At 58.2% G+C, this 17,816-nt stretch carries 14 protein-coding genes and 2 pseudogenes; 12 read left to right on the top strand and 4 right to left on the bottom strand.

What is annotated here, in order from left to right; genetic code table 11:
- Nucleotides 1-731 precede the first annotated feature (731 nt).
- The 4 genes from AC0L23_RS31510 (at nucleotide 732) to AC0L23_RS31495 (ending at nucleotide 4,159) form a co-directional block, all read left to right on the top strand.
- Nucleotides 732-1,700: a TauD/TfdA dioxygenase family protein gene (locus AC0L23_RS31510; RefSeq protein ID WP_473357796.1), complete on the top strand. Its 969-nt coding sequence runs from the start codon at nucleotides 732-734 to the stop codon at nucleotides 1,698-1,700.
- Nucleotides 1,701-2,432: 732 nt separating this feature from the next.
- Nucleotides 2,433-2,789, top strand: a complete 357-nt coding sequence (locus AC0L23_RS31505; RefSeq protein WP_473357771.1) for a hypothetical protein — start codon at nucleotides 2,433-2,435, stop codon at nucleotides 2,787-2,789.
- On the top strand, nucleotides 2,786-3,493 hold the full coding sequence (locus tag AC0L23_RS31500; RefSeq protein ID WP_473357769.1) for a CoA transferase subunit A: 708 nt from the start codon (nucleotides 2,786-2,788) through the stop codon (nucleotides 3,491-3,493). Before AC0L23_RS31505 ends, AC0L23_RS31500 begins: the two co-directional genes overlap by 4 nt.
- Nucleotides 3,494-3,508: 15 nt before the next feature.
- Nucleotides 3,509-4,159: a CoA transferase subunit B gene (locus tag AC0L23_RS31495; RefSeq protein WP_473357768.1), complete on the top strand. Its 651-nt coding sequence runs from the start codon at nucleotides 3,509-3,511 to the stop codon at nucleotides 4,157-4,159.
- Nucleotides 4,160-4,304: 145 nt separating this feature from the next.
- Here the strand turns inward: AC0L23_RS31495 and AC0L23_RS31490 are convergent, their stop codons facing one another.
- Both AC0L23_RS31490 and AC0L23_RS31485 read right to left on the bottom strand, forming a co-directional pair.
- A complete protein-coding gene (locus AC0L23_RS31490; protein WP_473357767.1) occupies nucleotides 4,305-5,561 on the bottom strand; it encodes a diaminopropionate ammonia-lyase in 1,257 nt (418 codons plus the stop codon).
- Between the two features lie 218 nt (nucleotides 5,562-5,779).
- Nucleotides 5,780-5,932 carry a hypothetical protein gene (locus tag AC0L23_RS31485; RefSeq protein ID WP_473357765.1) on the bottom strand — a complete coding sequence of 51 codons (153 nt, stop codon included), beginning with the start codon at nucleotides 5,930-5,932 and terminating at the stop codon, nucleotides 5,780-5,782.
- A gap of 395 nt (nucleotides 5,933-6,327) precedes the next feature.
- Between AC0L23_RS31485 and AC0L23_RS31480 the strand changes: the two genes are divergently transcribed.
- The 6 genes and pseudogenes from AC0L23_RS31480 (at nucleotide 6,328) to AC0L23_RS31455 (ending at nucleotide 13,334) form a co-directional block, all read left to right on the top strand.
- Nucleotides 6,328-7,290: a transporter substrate-binding domain-containing protein gene (locus AC0L23_RS31480; protein ID WP_473357764.1), complete on the top strand. Its 963-nt coding sequence runs from the start codon at nucleotides 6,328-6,330 to the stop codon at nucleotides 7,288-7,290.
- A gap of 1,376 nt (nucleotides 7,291-8,666) precedes the next feature.
- Nucleotides 8,667-9,077 carry a hypothetical protein gene (locus tag AC0L23_RS31475; protein ID WP_473357763.1) on the top strand — a complete coding sequence of 137 codons (411 nt, stop codon included), beginning with the start codon at nucleotides 8,667-8,669 and terminating at the stop codon, nucleotides 9,075-9,077.
- Between the two features lie 124 nt (nucleotides 9,078-9,201).
- Nucleotides 9,202-9,483, top strand: coding sequence for a hypothetical protein (locus tag AC0L23_RS31470; protein WP_473357761.1), 282 nt, complete (start codon nucleotides 9,202-9,204; stop codon nucleotides 9,481-9,483).
- Between the two features lie 1,001 nt (nucleotides 9,484-10,484).
- Nucleotides 10,485-11,357: a 3-methyl-2-oxobutanoate hydroxymethyltransferase gene (gene panB, locus AC0L23_RS31465; RefSeq protein WP_473357760.1), complete on the top strand. Its 873-nt coding sequence runs from the start codon at nucleotides 10,485-10,487 to the stop codon at nucleotides 11,355-11,357.
- A 13-nt stretch (nucleotides 11,358-11,370) separates the two neighbouring features.
- Nucleotides 11,371-12,224: pseudogene (gene panC / locus AC0L23_RS31460) on the top strand (pantoate--beta-alanine ligase).
- Nucleotides 12,225-13,025: 801 nt separating this feature from the next.
- A complete protein-coding gene (locus AC0L23_RS31455) occupies nucleotides 13,026-13,334 on the top strand; it encodes a hypothetical protein (protein ID WP_473357759.1) in 309 nt (102 codons plus the stop codon).
- Between the two features lie 652 nt (nucleotides 13,335-13,986).
- Here AC0L23_RS31455 and AC0L23_RS31450 read toward each other — a convergent pair.
- Nucleotides 13,987-15,000: pseudogene (locus tag AC0L23_RS31450) on the bottom strand (IS256 family transposase); the annotation flags it as partial.
- A gap of 138 nt (nucleotides 15,001-15,138) precedes the next feature.
- Between AC0L23_RS31450 and AC0L23_RS31445 the strand changes: the two are divergent.
- Both AC0L23_RS31445 and AC0L23_RS31440 read left to right on the top strand, forming a co-directional pair.
- Nucleotides 15,139-15,783: a reverse transcriptase domain-containing protein gene (locus AC0L23_RS31445; protein WP_473357758.1), complete on the top strand. Its 645-nt coding sequence runs from the start codon at nucleotides 15,139-15,141 to the stop codon at nucleotides 15,781-15,783.
- Between the two features lie 898 nt (nucleotides 15,784-16,681).
- The gene (locus AC0L23_RS31440) at nucleotides 16,682-17,545 is read left to right on the top strand and encodes a Crp/Fnr family transcriptional regulator (protein ID WP_473357756.1); all 864 of its coding nucleotides are present in this window, start codon (nucleotides 16,682-16,684) and stop codon (nucleotides 17,543-17,545) included.
- Here AC0L23_RS31440 and AC0L23_RS31435 read toward each other — a convergent pair.
- Nucleotides 17,496-17,792, bottom strand: a complete 297-nt coding sequence (locus tag AC0L23_RS31435) for a hypothetical protein (protein WP_473357794.1) — start codon at nucleotides 17,790-17,792, stop codon at nucleotides 17,496-17,498. The two genes, AC0L23_RS31440 and AC0L23_RS31435, sit on opposite strands and share 50 nt — an antisense overlap.
- Nucleotides 17,793-17,816: the final 24 nt, after the last annotated feature.

Genomic DNA, 17,816 nt, shown 5'->3' with positions numbered 1-17,816 from the left:
TCCGAGGTCAAATCAACTCTCCGGTTATTGAGCAACGCGCGAGCGTCTACTCGCTCACATACGATCGATGGTTTGCAGTGCCGACGAGCAGCTGACTATTCCCGCAGATCACGCCTTGGTTACTTGAGCTTTTCGTTCCAATCGAAAACTCGAGGACACGTGTCCCGCGCCAGGCTTGTCGAGAACCTTCAGTGGCTTGTCGGCGATGGCAGCGACGCGCGTCCTTTGCTCCTCTTTTCACGGCACGGCATCGGCGGCGCCGACGTCTGCAGATGTCTCCCGCATGCGTTGGTGACAATAATATGAACGGGACTGTCGAGCGGAGATTTCGCTTGACCTTACACACAACAATCGCCCGCCGAAATTGCGCGCTCGCCTCGATCAAAGAATACGACGATTAAGGGACGGTTCGCGCGTCGATCTCGTGAGTGTGTCTGCGGCGGAGCCCGGCGCGAATTGTTCGATCCGGCAGAGTCAACGCACGTATTTCATCGCTTGCACCTTCCGCGAAGTGATCGTTGCTCGCCACCAAAAACAAAGTTGGTTTCGTTTCATTGACTATACATCAAACGCTCCTACGATTTAGAGCGACAAGCCGAGACCGTCTATTGTGCTTTTGAAGCCGAGTAAGTCCCCGGTGTCCGAGACGATCTCGAATATCTCCGCTGTCGCGTCCGCGATCAGCGCGTAGCGGAGCATTTGTTCAGGGGATCGCGGCTATGAAGGTGATCATGAGCAACGCAATAACCATTCACGAGCTTATTCCGATAGCGGACATCATCAAGCTCGGAGTGCGACTTGGTGCCGAGATTAGGAACCTCAGGCTGTCAGATGATTTGCCAGACGAGGTTATCCGCGCGATCAACCAGTTGGTGCTCGAGCATAAGGTCATCTTCTTCCGCGACCAGCAGCCCCTTAACGACGCCCAGCATGAGCGCTTTGCTCAGCGGCTAGGCCATCTGGTTCCGGATCATCAAATCGGTATCGCTAAGGCGATGCTGTCGATTCTGAAGCCAGATTCGGGCCCGAGCGGTGGTCGCGCCGACCAGCGGCAGCATACGGTGATCATGGTTGAGAGGTATCCGAAGATGTCCCTCCTGGGCAGCGTGATAAGTCGGCTCTATCGCGGCTATACCGTTTGGTCGGATATGGCGGGTGCATATCAGGCGCTTCCGCTACCATTGCGCATGCTCGCCGATCAGCTCTGGGCGGTTCACAGCAACGACGACGATTCTGCGATCAAGGCGCAAGCCACCGGGGCAGAGAAACAAGAGTTGGACGAAGTGTTTGCCGGAACGAGCTCAGAGACAGAGTATCCAGTCACTCTAGTGCACCCCGAGACAGGTGAGCGCATGCTCTCGGTCGGAAGTTTCGCGCACCGCTTTGTTGGCTTGCAGAAAGATACCGGGCAAAAACTCTTCGGTCTCTTCCAATCGTACATTACCGCGCCGGAAAACATGGTGCGATGGAGTTGGATGCCAGGTGACGTTGCGATCTGGGATCGTCGCGCGACGCAGTGTCACGAGATGAAGGACCATGGCGATCCCCATCACCTGCAAGGCCGCGCTACGACCAATTGCGATGTGTCGCTCAGCATCGACGCTCGTCGCCGTGCCAAACGCGTCAACACGTCAAAGCCGCGGGTGCGCAAGGCTCATGAAGCTTACGGCGACATCCGAAGTCGCAGCTCGCCCCGGTGATATGGAACCTTCTTTGCCAAGCTGCTTATGGCTGCACTGGCACGCGAATGCACGGCGTTCAATAAAGCTCTTTAACCGGTTTCCGCCGGATCGCGACAGATTGCACGCTCTCTTGGAAGAATAGCGTCGTTTGTAACGGCAGCAGTGTTTGTGCCCCGACGCTTCAAGCCGTCGCGTCTTAGATGCACCTAGCGGGGCACCGCGGCTAGTTCGATAACTGGAAAAAACTAAGGACGAGAGCCTCGGCGACTGCTGTGAATGTCTCGAGTGACCACCGAAGTACAAGCGGTACGGAGTTGTGACCTTCAGCCTTGTTGACTGAGATTGCCGCTAGTCGAACAGATATTATCGTCGGCAGCGCGTCCGCCTTCATCGGGTCTGGACGAGATCGTCATCACGACCCTGCTCAACGTTGTCAATCTGCCTGGCGCGGAAAAGATGGAAGGCGTGCGCGCAGCTAAATGCGATCTCGGCTCACTGCGCCGCCGGCTAGGGATTACATAGCGCGTCAATTCGCGCGCCTCGAGGTCCCCTGATGAACTCCTGCACTAAAGAAGAAAATGCGCCGGATATATGCGCAACAGAGCCCAACAGCTGGCCGACTTTCTCCTCTATCTGGCGTAAGTGTCGTTTGCAGACGGGGCGTCCCGAAGGGGCGACAAAGGAATCCGACCGAATGAGCACGCGGAGCAACAGCTTCTTGTCAGGCGCCGAGCGCAAGGCGATCAAGCCATGAAAGAGCCCCACGAACCCGGGCATCCGCAGCCAGAGGACGAGCAACCGGAATGGGATGCGCTGGAGCAGGTCCACGGCGCGGGTGCCTTCTGGCCAAACAGCGCCGACAGTTTCTGTAACAGCTGCTATGTCGACCTGGCCGCTTTGGCGCCCGGTCCGAAGCTGTCAATTCAAACGCGCGGCAACATCGATGCGCTGATGCTCCCGGATGCGTGCGAAGATCTGTCTTATCGCTCGCGCCTCAATGGCTTTATGCGTCCAGCGGCCGTCGGTTCACGGACCCGTCGCGCAAATACGAGCCAGTCAGCGCTTCCGGGCTGTCAACGCTCCTTCATTAGGTCAGGTAATTCATGAACAAGGTCTATCCCGACGCCAAATCGGCGCTCGAGGGCGTTCTCAAGGACGGCATGATGATCATGTCGGGTGGCTTCGGCCTCTGCGGCATCGCCGAGACGCTCTCGGATGCGATCCGCGATTCCGGCGTGAAGGGCCTGACCGTGGTCTCCAACAATGCCGGCGTCGACGGCATCGGTCTCAGCCGTCTGCTGGAAACCCGCCAGATCAAGAAGATGATCTCGTCCTATGTCGGCGAGAACAAGCTGTTTGCACAGCAATTCCTCGCTGGTGAGCTGGAGCTCGAATTCAATCCGCAGGGCACGCTGGCCGAGCGCATCCGCGCCGGCGGCGCCGGCATCCCCGCCTTTTACACCAAGACCGGTGTCGGCACATTGATCGCCGAAGGCAAGGAAGTGAAGGAATTCGACGGCGAGAAATATCTGATGGAGCGCGGCCTGTTCGCCGATCTCGCCATCGTCCACGCCTGGAAGGGCGATACCGCCGGCAACCTGATCTACCGCAAGACCGCGCGCAACTTCAACCCGATGATGGCGACCGCCGCCAAGGTCACGGTGGCCGAGGTCGAGCATCTGGTTCCGGCCGGTGAACTCAATCCCGACCACATCCATACGCCCGGCATTTTCGTCAAGCGCATCGTCGAGGTCGGAACGGCCCAGAAGCGCATCGAATTCCGCAACACGCGCCCGCGCACGGCAGCTTGAGATCAGGAGAACCACATGGCCTGGACCCGTGAACAGATGGCTGCGCGCGCCGCAAAGGAATTGCGCGACGGCTATTACGTCAATCTCGGCATCGGCATCCCGACGCTGGTCTCGAACTACATCCCGGACGGCGTCGACGTCAGTCTCCAGAGCGAGAACGGCATGCTCGGCATGGGGCCGTTCCCTTATGAGGGCGAAGAAGACGCCGACCTGATCAACGCCGGCAAGCAGACCGTGAGCGAGCTGCCGTCGACCTCGTATTTCTCCAGCGCGGATTCGTTCGGCATGATCCGCGGCGGCCACATGGACCTGTCGATCCTTGGTGCCATGCAGGTCGCCCAGAACGGCGATCTCGCCAACTGGATGATCCCCGGCAAGATGGTCAAGGGCATGGGCGGCGCGATGGACCTCGTCGCCGGCGTCAAGCGCGTCGTCGTGGTGATGGAGCATTCGGCCAAGGACGGCCCGAAGCTCCTGAAGCAGTGCAACCTGCCGCTGACCGGCGAGCGCGTGGTCGACATGGTCGTCACCGATCTGGCCGTCTTCACCATCGACAAGCACGGCGACGCCGGCATGGCCCTGATCGAGCTCGCCGACGGCGTCTCGCTCGACGAGGTCAAGGCCAAGACCGAAGCCGAATTCCGCGTCGCGCTGAAGAATACGTAAGGTCTTCGCAATGCGGCGCGCATGACGATAAGGTCAGCGCGTCCTGAAGACGCCGAGTTCATCGCCGGCACCATTCTGTCCCCGACGCGTGGTCACCGGCCGCGCGGCGGGTCCGATATCGAGCTAAGCTAGCCGAGACGTTATGCTAAGTATAATCGTGCGGTGCCGAGAAGGTCTTGCTTCGCGCGCAATGCCAATTCGGGATCTTCAGATTCTTAGCGCTCACATGCGCTGGCGTCGCACCGACCAGCTCTTCGTAAAGGCTGGGGTCGGTCGCGCCCTCGGTGTTGATCAGGAATATCCGTGCATTTGGTCCAAGACCAATTCTGGCACGCAAGCCTGGATCGGAAGCAGCCTTCAGTAACGCTGCGAGACCAACACCACCACTTTCGCCTGCGACAACTGCCAAGTCGCCATCCGCCGGGTTTGCCAGACGCTTCATTGCGTTGATTGCGTCCTCGTCGTCGATAGTCATGAAAGCGTCCGCCATCCGCGAAAGGACACGCCAAGCAACCAGCGAAGGCTCATAACATTCGAGCATAGCCATCACCGTGGACTGCGCATGCGCCACCTTCACGGGACGTCCGGCTCGTGCGCTTTCTAAAAGGCACGCTGCACGCGAGGGGTCGACTACAGTGAAAAACGGGCGGTCATGGGCTAACAGTACGGAAAAGTGTCCGGCAACGGCAGCGGCGATCCCACCAACGCCTGACTGAATGAAGACATGGGTCGGGCACTCAGGCAACTGACGCAGGGCCTCGCTGACCAGGGCAGTGTACCCCTGCATAACCAGCCCCGGAATGCGCTCGTAGCCGGGCCACGAGGTGTCAGATACTAATGTCCAACTCCGTTCCGCCGCAACTCGGGTAGCCTCGGCAACCGAGTCGTCATAGTTCCCTTTGACGCGGATCATCTGCGCGCCAAAATGGGCGATGGCAGCTATGCGCCCATTACTCACGCCCGAATGAACGAAAATGGTGCATTCTGCACCGACAAGTTGGGCACCGTAAGCAACCGATCGGCCATGGTTGCCGTCCGTGGCACAGGAGACTGTCATGCCTGCCGCCATAGCCCTCACTTCAGGCGTGCGCAACTCGCTCACGTCGACATCGCGGCCGAACCTCCGACTTGCTTCCTCGAGCACCAATCGGATCACGGCATAAGAACCGCCCAAAGCCTTGAAACTGCCCAGACCGAGACGATGGCCTTCATCCTTGAGATGGATCGAACTGACTCCAATCTCACGAGCAAGGGCCGTCAATGAAACGAGAGGAGTTTCCGTGTGGCCATCCCGATACCTGAGAAATCGCTCGACCTCGCGAGCGGCCGCGACGCTCAACGTATCGGCGTCTGAGGTATCCAGAGGACGGCGGTAATCAGTGTGCTGGTTGAGGAGAAACACGGTTTGTTTTTATGACCTCGTTGACAGCCCTGTACGTGACAGCGCGATTGCGGAGTTCAAAGTTTCCGATCGCTTATGCAAGATCGCCCCAAAAGCGGCTGACCGCTCACTGAGTTAGATCGCTCCTTTCAGCTCTTGGTTACTTGGACCGAAATCAGCAAAGATAGCGTTACCGCAGATTGCAGATCCGGACAACGCCGGCTGCACACAGCCAATTTCTAAGACGCGCTCACATCGTCTAGCACTTTGGCGAATTTGGAAACCACGTGGGCTGCTGACGGCTTCATGGTTTTCTTCGTTGGCACAAGGTCGGCAATAGGTGCGGTGAAATCAATCAAAAAGCTCGATAAGGCGCCGAATTTATTCGTCAAATAGCGTGTCCTCGCACTAATAGCTCTCGATAAACTCATACAATAAGGATTAAGCGTGATTTATCCCCATGGGGTGTTGGGGGCGACAATACGGCGGTAAGCCACTTCAATTCGGCGGGCGTAGGAGTAGGACATGGCCAGCCACTTTTCCGTATGGGCGCGTATGCCGAGACCTTGTTTCGGAATAGCAAGCGCGACCTACAGCAAAGACTTTGGCTGCAGTACAATGTCATGCGGTTGGGCTGCGAACTCGATCAGTCCGAGCCTCGGTCCCCAGCCCGGAACGGATATGACGCGCGTAGGCCGAATCCAGAACTGGTCAGACAGGTATCTGCCGAAATGCGTGATCTCGCTTGCCCAGAATGACTAGAGCCTGGCGTCGTAAGCCAAGCTGCGTGTCTATTGACCAACGGCAGGTCATCAAGGGAGCCTACGCGGATGGCTACGGCAATCCGACGAACGCCTGGGCTCGAAGCGAAAGCACGTGTTTTCAAAGTACACATGAAAGGGGAATCGATATGTTCTCAAGTGGTATCCGTCGTCTGACCATGAGCGCTGCTGCGGCTATATTTGGCTTAATGGCTGCTAATGCGCACGCGCAAAGCGCAAAGCGAGTTATCAATGCAATGGCGCTGACTACGTATCCGCCGTTCGAATTCAAAGACGAAAAGGCTGGCAAGATCGCGGGATTCAACATTGATGTTCTAGAAGCTATGGCAAAGAAAGTCGGAGCGGAGGTCAGCTGGACCGAGACAAGCTACGCGCTCATGATCAGCTTTGCGCCGCTGAACACAAAGCGCGCCGACATCCTTTTGGGCACAATGGGTGATACGCCCGAACGCCGCGCCAATGCGAACTTCCTGGATTACGTGTACTCAAACGAGATATTCTACACTCTAAGCACAAAAGCTGAGGGCTTCGCGAACCCGGATGCGTTATGCGGTAAGCACGTAGCGGCGACACGGTCCAGCCTCATCGAGATCCAGGGGATTGAGAAATGGAGTGAGGAGAATTGCGTCAAAGCTGGCAAGCCCGCGATCGAGGTAGTGCCCGGTGAGAATACCGCCCAAAGCCGACTTTTGGTACAGCAGGGCCGTGCTGACGCCGCTATCACCGGTGAAGGCGTCATCGCGTATCAAAACAAGCTGGAGGGAAACCAATACGCAGTGATCAGTAAACCCGTAGTCAAGCTGATGACCGGTTTCGCTTTCGCGAAAGATAATCTTCAGCTTGGGGAAGAGCTAAAAGCGGCGCTTGCCGGGATCATCGCCGATGGCGCCTATGGCCAACTGCTGCGCAAGTGGGGCTTGACGGATCAGGCCAGTATTGGGCAGCCAATGATCAACGGTCAGCCCTAGTCGGCCGTTTGGACGCTGAGCGGCAACGGTCTTTAAGTAGTCACACTCACGCCGGCGATTTCTTGACTGTCTGTGGCGCGCAGCATACCGGTTTCATGTAGTGAGCGTGCGCCACGAGGACAGTATCTTGCATCCAGCGCTGGCGAGCACGAAACGGGTGCACTGCCAAGGTGCGGCTTGATCGGGGAGCCCTGCGATGCGACGATACAGGTTCACTCCTCAGCTGATCGGCTCTCCATCAACCCCTTATCGACATCGATGATTCGATGATACCGGCTCGCTGTTCCTGCGAACCTCGGCATCATATCGGCGAGACTATCTCCTAACAGTTCGACATCGTGCCGACGCAGCTGCGGGTCTCGTTTGGCCAACAAATGCGCCTGCTGGCACTCCAAAAATGCAGGAGCGCAGGCGCCGGCTTAGGCGCGCGTGAGCGAGGCGGCTGGCCACGGGATGGGCGGTCGCGCGGGTGCTCACGTTTAAATCGAGGACATCGATTCCGTTGGCCTTTCAACATCCTGTTTCATGATCAGGACGACCGATGTTCACGCCCTGCCATGCGGCAGGCCGTTGGCGCGGTTATCTGGGGCCCGTCGCTGATGAGCGACCGCCGGAAAGCTGAAAATTGTATAATCTCGCCGCGCTCCAGAAAGAACGGCCGAAAGCGTTCGGCATCCTGACTGCGCTGTTGGGAGACGTTGATCGGGCCTCAGCTAATTGCGGTGGCGTTGACGCCGTTTCCTTGTTTGGCGCTGCACCTGTGACGGCCGCGCTTAGGCGGTGAATGATTGTGAGACGCGGCCAAGCATGAGACTAAAGTCCCTGTCACCGCAGGTTCAAAACAGATTCGGCCGCATCACATATGTCGCACAATCGATGTGGTGAAATCTCTCAAGATTGGCCGTCCGGCGGAGAATTGAGCCCCTGATGCACGCCTGGCGGGGGTGTGATATTTTTATGTCGCTTCTGCACCGCGCAAGACGCGCCCGCATTGAACGGCTTCCAAGTGTCGTTCCGCCCGACAGGGGATAAGGTAACAACCGAAAGCGAGGTGGCGACGGGAGTAGCGGAAAAGGGGCTGGAGATCGGTTGGGAACTGGTACGCGATTGGAAGGTCAATCCACTTAAGGTCGGAAGCGTACTTGCTTGAGTTATCATTCACATCGGGCTTGGGGGAATCTCGCACGGTCCTCGAGGAAGTCTGCGAAAATATTCGTCAAACGATAGGGGCGCCCGCGCGCATGTCGCCTCGAAGAAGTTGGAAGCCGCCGCTGGAGGTGAGACCAGGCGCGACCGCCTCAAGCAAATCGGCATCGATGCTCTTCGCCAAGCGCCTACCATGTGGCGACAGGCCGAAAAATGGTGTTGTAGCTTAGGTGAATTTCCAGGTCACAGTCCTGAAGATTCTGGTGAGCTATCCAGACGGGTTCGCGCCCATGGCGGAGCTTAAGCGGGACATGGCGATTTTGGCGACGAGCGGTCCGGATTGGGCTGAGCGCACCAAGAGAATGGCCGCCCGCGTGCCGGACCTGGATATCTTTTCCCAGCAACTTATCGAGCGCGTAAACGGTGGGTGGCGGGTTACGGAAAGGGGGCGCGCGGTGCTCAATGTCATGGAAGCGCGCTCTATCCCTACGGAGGTGAAGCTAGAGACCGAGGTGACCGCTGCAGAGCCCCCGAACTCAGTGCTCACTCAATCCCTTCCTGTCGAAGAAGGCCGAGGACAGCGTGAACCGCGGCAACGATATCGTCTCCCCGGCAACCGAAGGTGCGCCACCCGATCTTAGCCCCGCGTTTTTCATCCTGCGTAAAGCCACTCAAGGCTGAAACGACCGACCCGACGAGGGAGTGGGCCAGCTGCTCGTAAATAATCGCGAGTTGTGCGTTCCTTGAAAAAGCGAAGCCGGGGAGATGGTGCAGACAACGCTACGCACCCTGTTACAAACATTTCCATCCACCCCGCCAGTTGAAATCCTTCAAAGAATGCTGCCAAACGCAGCATTTAATCCTCAAGATGCCGCTCATTGCATCAATTGCGAATGGAATATCCGCTCCAATGGAGCGCACCACTTCGCCAAGATGGCGCATGTTGAAGTCAAATTCTCGCGCCTAATGTTGTACATGCCGCAAGTACCTCGAGATCGCCGTCGCCGCGCTTCGCGCGGGCGTATGGCTGCGGCGAAACGAATCTAGGGGCTCCCACGTAACGCCTAGAGGAGAAGACGATGCACAACAGTCCCCAGAATTCCCGCGACACCTCAGGAAGGTGCTGCGCCATATGCGGCGGAAAATTCGGGCTGATCCGCTACTACTGCTGGCGAACAGCCCTTTGCTCGAAGAAATGCGTCGATCGCTTAAAGAAGCGGCGGGAGGCCGACCGCAAATGGATTTGCTGGCTGCGGGCGGCGTAATTCGTGAGACCGAGTCGCGCGCGACAGCTAACTACGCCAGAAGAAGCACTAACCGGACAGAATCGAACCTAGCCGTGGCATTGCATCCGGCATTTTGCATCGTGAAGACGTCAAGTGACAGAGACCTCAGCAACAATCATCGACTTCAATGACTACAGGATGAGGAGGCGTGGTGGAAGCAAGCTTCCACCTGACCTCATTCGCTCAACTCTGATCCCTGACCCGGTCCTCACGTTGTGTTTCTTGTGGCCGTTCCTGCTCTGGAACCCGTTCGGTTGGCTCGACCTAACTACAGCGCAACGAGCGTCTTCACCACCAATGTAGAGGGTTCGTTGTCTCTGCTGGGAAATAGAGCCAGATTTCCTTCGGCGTGGGGTCGAGGAGTCCCGCGCGCTGGCGGCGATGAATCCGTTATCTTTCAACAAAGAAGCAGTATGTGTTTCGAGTTGCACCTGTCAGTCAGGCGCTCTTGTTACAATCAGCACAGGCGCCAGACTTCTGATGTCGTTTCTTGATGAGCGGGAGGATTTGCACAGACCTCGCTGAATCTCGTTCCAAATCAATCGTCTCAGCAACAGGTCTCAAATGCTGTGCAAAGGCATCTTTCTTGTTGCGGGCGAGAAGGTTCTGTCGATGGTTGCGCGACCATTAGGAGTTTTTGTCCCGTTCTTCTCTAACCGTTTGAAAGGGGGTACATCCTTCTACTCCGCCGGCATTGACAGTGTTGTCACTTCTTCCCTAGGAAGCGATGACTGGAGGGACTAAGGGGGCAGGGTACCTAAAATGAGCCACAGTTCGGGGCAGCCTGTTGAACGTGTCACAATTCCTATGCTCCAGCGATGCAAGCAGGAGGGACGGCGCGTGGTAATGACCACCGCTTATGACGCGGTCACGGCGCGTATTGCCAACACCATCGTCGATATCATCCTTGTCGGGGATAGTGTTGGCAATGTCTGCCTTGGCTTTGATGACACGTTGCCGGTCAGCATGGCCATGATGAACCATCACTTAGAGGCCGTTGCGCGCACGAGGCCCCATGCCCTGCTCGTGGCCGACATGCCCTTTCTTAGCTTTCATGTCAGTTCCGCGGAGACGATCCGCAACGCTGGAAGCTTCCTTCAACGTGGCGCTGACGCCGTGAAGCTTGAGGGGGGTGCCAAGCGTGTTGAAATGGTACGCGCGCTGGTCGATTGCGAAATCCCTGTAATGGGTCATCTCGGTCTTACACCCCAGAGCGTCAACGTCATGGGGGGCTTTAAGGTGCAGGGCCGGAAAGCCGATGACGCCTTGCGTTTGCTCGATGACGCCCAACGTCTCCAGGAGGCCGGCTGTTTTGCTCTGGTCCTGGAAGGCATCCCGGCCGAGCTCGCTGCGCGAGCAACCGAATCTTTAACGATACCCACCATCGGAATTGGCGCGGGGCCTAGTTGCTCAGGGCAGGTCCTTGTATTCCACGATGTTCTAGGTCTGATTGAAGGCCGTCGCCCGAAGTTTGTTCGAGCCTATGCAGAGGGTTTCCAGCTGTTGCAGGAGGCTCTGTCGCGCTGGGGCGCTCATGTCCGCAACGGTGCATTCCCGGCGCCACAAGAGTCCTATCGGGTTTCCGACGAGGTTCGGGAAGCAATCGCGCGCTGGACGCGCTCCAACTCAACCTGACGCCCAAGCAAAAATATGCAAATCCTTAACGACAGTCGCTGAACTGCGCCGCGTCCTCGCAGATGCTCGCAGGAATAACAGCCGCATCGGGTTCGTCCCGACCATGGGTTACCTACACGACGGCCACTTGGCGCTGGTTGAGGCAAGCCGGGAAAATTGCGACGTGACCGTCGTTAGCATCTTCGTCAATCCCACTCAGTTCGGGCCAAATGAGGATCTTAGCACCCATCCGCGCGACTTTCTCCGCGACGAGCAGCTGTGTCGCGATGCCGGGCAGCAATCGTCTTTCTGCCGGGCGTAGAGGAGATCTATCCGGCTCAATTTGAGACCTTTGTCGAGCCGGGCGAGCTCGCAAGACCGCTGTGCGGAGCTTTCCGGCCTGGACACTTTCGAGGTGTTGCGACTGTCGTATCCAAGCTGTTCAATATAGTGCAGCCGGATGTCGCGTTTTTCGGCCAAAGGGACTTTCAGCAATGCGCAGTGGTCCGTCGCATGACAGTAGACCTCAATCTACCGATTGAGATCGTCACCGTGCCAACAGTTCGCGAGCACGATGGACTCGCTATGAGCAGTCGTAACCGCTATCTTGGCGCGGAAGAATGGCGACGCGCCCTTGCGCTTAGTCGTGGACTGTTCGAAGCTGCAGATCAGTTCGGCGCAGGAGAGCGCGACGTCGGAAAGCTGATTGCGATCGCAAAGAAGCATCTGGTATGGATAGATCGGCTGCAGTACATCGAACTCGTCAATGCCGATACGCTTCAATTGGCTGAGAGTCCACTGCGGCACACGGCAGCACTCTGCGCCGCAGCATATGTCGGCTCGACTCGGCTGATCGACAACGTGATACTGTCGTTACCGACTTCTTAGGTTCAGACGCGATCTGACGAATAAGGTGCGATCAGAAATTTTGTATTCGGTTCGGTGGATGGGGGGCTGGTGGCGGGCCGGGGAGAGGCTGTTAGAAAACGCGGAGTGGTATGACAGGCGTATCAGCCCAACGTCTTAAGGGACGAAGAAGATCCTATCCGGACCTTCCTGGGAAAGATGCTGCCTTTTTCGGCGCCGATTCATTCTCTCGCGCCTAAATCCGCCGTCGAAGGGATCGACTATCGCGATGCGCGTCTCGAATCGGTTTGCGCGAACCAAATGCGTGCATGATTTCGAATTCTCGCTAGTCAACGAGACACCGCGAGTTCCTACTTTCGAAATTATTCTAGAATAACTCGCGCTCGTCATCGGCCGAACGAAGCCGGTCAAGCCCTCCCGTTAGTCGAAATTGATAAGCGTCCACTCGGACTCGCGCCCGCGCCGAGGCTCCAACTCATTTAGGAAATAACAATAAGCAAGACTGGATCTTTAGCCGGGAACGATCAAGGCTCTTTCGCAACATCCGCATTGGATTACGCAGCCAAATGGCACTGCTCGGTACCTGCGAGATCCTTGTCACGGGCCCGATCTGTTTGGTCCCCCTATATTACGCGCCCGTAGTCGAAAATGAGTGGAATGATAGCAACAAATTCAGATTTTACGTCGCATCGTTGTCGCAGCGGTTCCTGGAGTCACGGCAGATTACGGGCGACTTCCTCCCAGGCCCGGCGAAATGTGGATCAAGAGGTATGCCGCTAGCTATGAGAGCGGCAACTCACAGAGTCGAGCCGTGAAGAAGTTGTGTCGGCTCTTCCAGATGATTACCCGCTAAGGCAGGCGATCTCGTTGCGGCCAGTTCTCGATCTCTATGCAACTCGCCTTCACAAGGCAGTCGCAGCGCAGCGCGACTTCAACGAAGACGACGGATTTCAGGGTAAGTGGCGCAAAGGTTTGCATGTCGTTGAACAGCGTATCGCAGAGCTGAACCAGCCACGTCTCACGATCTTGATGCTAATGATGCGCCGGCATGAGAAAGATTTCATTTCGGAGGCGAAGAGAAATATGACGATCAACTGGCGGACCAAGATGCGGAGTTCGAAACCACGCTAGCTCAGGAACCTGCCCCACCGAGATGAAATCCCAAGTCATTTGAGTTGGTCCGCGCCTATAGGTCAACTTTCGTATCGTTCATGGTAACGAAGCAGACGGTAGACCAAGTGGATGACCTCGGACAGATCTACGTTTCCTCGCCCGTAATGCCACGATCGAAGCTGCGCGTGCCGACGATTTGGACACGTTTTTGCGCTCGTAGCCGAGGAACTGAAAGATCTCGCCCGGCAAGCTTCGCATGCGACCGTTGCAATCACCGAGCAGATTGACGGCATCCAGGCAGCCACAACCGAGTCGGTTTGTGCGGTCAGCAAATAGGCTTGATCATAGGTCGCATGTCGGACATGGCCAGGGCTGTTGTCGATTCCGTCGGAGATCAAGCGGCAACGAGCAAAAGGATCGCGTTCAATGTGCAGGGTGCAGCCGCCATAAGCGCTGAGGTGGCGGTCAGAGCGCGCGAAGTCACGAATGGGGCAAATGAAACCGGAGGTGCTTCGGTCCAACTGCTAACGTCTGCCGAACTGCTGTCCGAGGAAAGCTCGCGATTGAAGTACGAACGAGACCGCTTGGATCGTGTCCCGTAGCGTGGTGTAGCTGGCGGTGGATCACCGCGTTCGCCGGCGAGAGCCGCGCTGGTCAGTTGGCGATAGCCACTGACGCTCGGATCATCGCTCAGCGGCGCGATTGTTTCCAGCGTCATGTAGCGGGCACGCTGGACGGCCCATTGATCATTCTGTTCGAGCAGGATCGCGCCGATGAGGCGAACGATGGCGTCCTCGTTGGGGAAAATGCCGACCACGTCGGTGCGCCGCTTGATCTCGCCGTTGAGACGCTCGGTCGGGTTGCTGGAGTGCAGCTTGGTCCGGTGCTGCGGCGGGAAGGCCATGTAGGCGAGCACATCCGTCTCGGCCTCGTCGAGGAAGCCGGCAAGCTTGGGCAGCTTGGGCCGGAGCTGGTCGGCAACCTTCCGCCACTGTGCTCGCGCGGCGTCGGCATCGTCCTGGGCAAACGCTGTGGCAATGAAGGCAGAGACGACGCGCCGGCCGCTCTTGCCGGCATGCGCCAGCGCGTTGCGCATGAAGTGGACGCGGCAACGCTGCCAGCTGGCGTTGAGCACCTTGGCCACGGTGGCCTTGATGCCTTCGTGGGCGTCGGACACCACCAGCTTGACGCCGCGCAGGCCGCGGCGGGCGAGCTTGCGCAGGAACGCCGTCCAGAACGTCTCGGCCTCGGAAGGGCCGCTGTCCATGCCCAGGACCTCGCGTCGGCCGTCGCTATTGACGCCGACCGCGACGATCACCGCGACTGAGACGATGCGGCCATTCTGGCGCACCTTCACGTAGGTGGCGTCGATCCACAGATACGGCCAGTCGCCCTCGATCGGACGGGCGAGGAAGGCCTTCACCTTGTCATCGATCTCGCCGCACAGTCGGCTCACCTGGCTCTTGGAGATGCCGGTCATGCCCATGGCCTGGACGAGGTCGTCGACCGAGCGGGTCGAAACGCCCTGCACATAGGCTTCCTGAACCACGGCGGTGAGCGCCTTCTCGGCCATGCGGCGCGGCTCCAGGAAGCCCGGGAAGTAGGAGCCCTTGCGCAGCTTGGGAATGCGCAGCTCGACCGCGCCGGCGCGGGTCTCCTAGATCCGGTCGCGGTAACCTCCGCGAGCTCTGCGGTCGCGTCCATACGGGTCGCTATCGGCCACAGCCGGTACGGCGAGTCTACATCCCGAAAGCCGATGGCGGTAAGCGGTCTCTCGGTATGCCGGCGCTAGAGGACAAGATTGTCCAAAGCGCGGTAGCGGGTGCTGAGCGCCGTCTACGAGGTCGACTTCCTCGGGTTCTCCTACGGCTTCCGGCCGGGGCGGAATCCTCATATGGCGCTTGGCCTTGCACACGCGATCATGAGCCAGCGCGTCAATTGGGTGCTCGATGCCGACATACGCAACTTCTTCGACTCGGTCGACCACGAGTGGCTGCTGCGGATGGTGGCGCACAGGATCGCTGATCCTCGCATCTTGCGGCTCATAAAGCTGTGGCTGCGGGCCGGCGTTCTTGAAAGCGGCGAGAAGCAAGAAACGGACAGGGGTACCCCGCAGGGGGCGGGCATCAGTCCGCTCCTCGCCAACATCTTTCTGCACTACATCCTCGACCTCTGGATCCATCGATGGCGCCGTCGCCGCGCACGCGGTCGCGTTGTGGCCGTGCGCTATGCGGACGACTGCGTCATGGGCTTCGAGAACAAGGTGGATGCGCAGGAAATGCTCTTGGCCCTCAAGGGGCGGCTGGCCAGCTTTGGCCTGATGCTTCATCAGGGCAAGACGCGGTTGATCGAGTTCGGTCGGTTTGCGGCCCTCTCGCGTCAGCGGCCCGGCGAGCGGCGACTCGCTTCGCCTTCCTCGGCGTTACCCACTATTGCGGGCGGACCCGGGGCGGCCGCTTTATCCTGAAACACAAGACGGAAGGGAAACGCCTGACGCGCAAGCTGTCGGCGTTGCGCCAGGAAGCCTGAAGGCTCATGCACGAGCCCTTGGCCACCCAGCACCAGTGGTTCGCCACGGTACTACGTGGACACTACGGCTACCACGGCAGGCCGCACAATTATCCAGCGCTCAACGACTTCTACCGCAAAGTGCGTCGGAGCTGGCTGCACTGTCTGAGACGGCGCAGTCAGAAAAGTCGGCGCATGGGCTGGTCGGAGTTCGAGGCCCTGACGGCACGCTTCCGTCTGCCCGTTCCACGCATCACTCGCACTTGGGCGCAGGCGCGGATATGACGCGGGTTACCCTCGGGAAGAGCCGGGTGCGAGAAAGCCGCCTGCCCGGATCTGTGAGGGCGAAAGCCAAATGGCTGAGCTACTCGACCATGATCACCGCTTGTTGGGTGCTATCCAAGCGGCTTGACTGGGACCAACGTCGGCATGGTGCGTAAGGCGCGCGGAGAATCCATGTCGACCAGTTGGTTCGGCACGGTAAACAAGCCCACTTCCCAGATGATCGGCCGTTTGAGGTCAAGGAAGCCACAAACCCTCGCGCAGTGAACCTAGTGCGCCGCCGCGCGAGCGGACTGGGCGACCTCGTTGACATCGCGCCACAGCTTGCTGGTCCAGCTCGGCGCAACGTGACGGCGAGATGAGGCCGCGCTACGTGCAAAGTAAGACCTGATATGCAGAAAGGTCGCGCGCTGGAATACGTCGGAGGTGCTGGTTTAATCGCAGGATTTTGTCGCAACGCCGCCCCTGATCGCACGAAACGACGTTTTGCTACTGCTAACTTAAAATCAATAGTTCGTGAGGGTCAAAAGGGATTGCCCCTTAAGAATTGTACCCATTAAGCGGCGGACTGCAGTATGAACGACCATCTCCTGTCCGTCCTCCACGGGCGCGATAGCTCCGAAGCTGCAGCTCTCAAGCAGGCACCCGATATACCTCGGATGCTTCACCGCCCTGGTGCTGTGCGCTCCAGTACGCGGCCTTTTGTCAAAAACGGGATTCTCACGAGCATTTCTCTTCAGGAGCTCGCGGCAATCGGGGAGTTCCTTGAGCCGGTCGTTCTCAGAGAACGCATGGTGCTGCAAGAACCGAAGAAGCGCCTCGAACACATCTATTTCATAGAGTCAGGCCTTGTCTCGCTCAGGATCGTCGCAGCGGGGAGCATTCTCGAAACTGCGTTAATAGGACATCAGGGTGCGGTCGGCGCTTCGCTCTTGGCCGGAGGGCATCTTGCGACGCATCAATCCGTCGTGCTCTTTCCTGGAAGCGCGCACAGGATCCTTCTCGAGGATTTGAAGCGCGTCATGCCCGAACCCTCCGAAATCCGTGAATACCTCCTTCGGTATGCTCAAGCGCTGAACTTGCATTGCGCTCAGACGGGATTGTGCGGCGTTCGACACGATCGAGAGAAGCGGCTTGCGTCCTGGCTCTGTTTGGCAAGCGATGCTCTCGATGCTGATGTGCTTCCAATTACACATGACTACTTCTCTTTGACGTTGGGATTGCGTCGCGCGGGGGTAACGGAAACGCTGATCCGATTCGAACAGCAAGGATTAATTCGAAAAACGCGTGGCGTGCTGCAGATTGGGGATCGGCACCGTCTGGAGCAAAAAGCATGCAGTTGTTATAAGCTCATTGCTGGCACTTATGCTCCCGCGCCTGCTATTGCAGCTATCGACGGCGCCCGAGGTGACTTGGATCCGCACGTAAGTTCGCTTTAGCGGTTGCAAGCGCGTCTCTTGCATCTCCGAACACGATATTGAAGGTGCGTCTCCGTATTGACGTACGCATCCGGCGACGGCCCTTGGGAAGGTCGCTTTGGGCGGATAGCCCACCGCGCTCAGGCGGCGTGAGCGACGCTCTGAGGGCGTCAAATCCGAGACTGGAGATCGCGAATGCGCTTGGCAGGATGATCTGATCATCTGGCAAGTGGCCGCGCACATCGGTGGGCCAATCCTGCGGATCGATGTCGTTGAGCTTCGCCGTGGCAAT

It is taken from the genome of Bradyrhizobium sp. MI1.4 (assembly GCF_055811315.1).
This window is presented reverse-complemented; position numbering and strand designations above follow the sequence as displayed.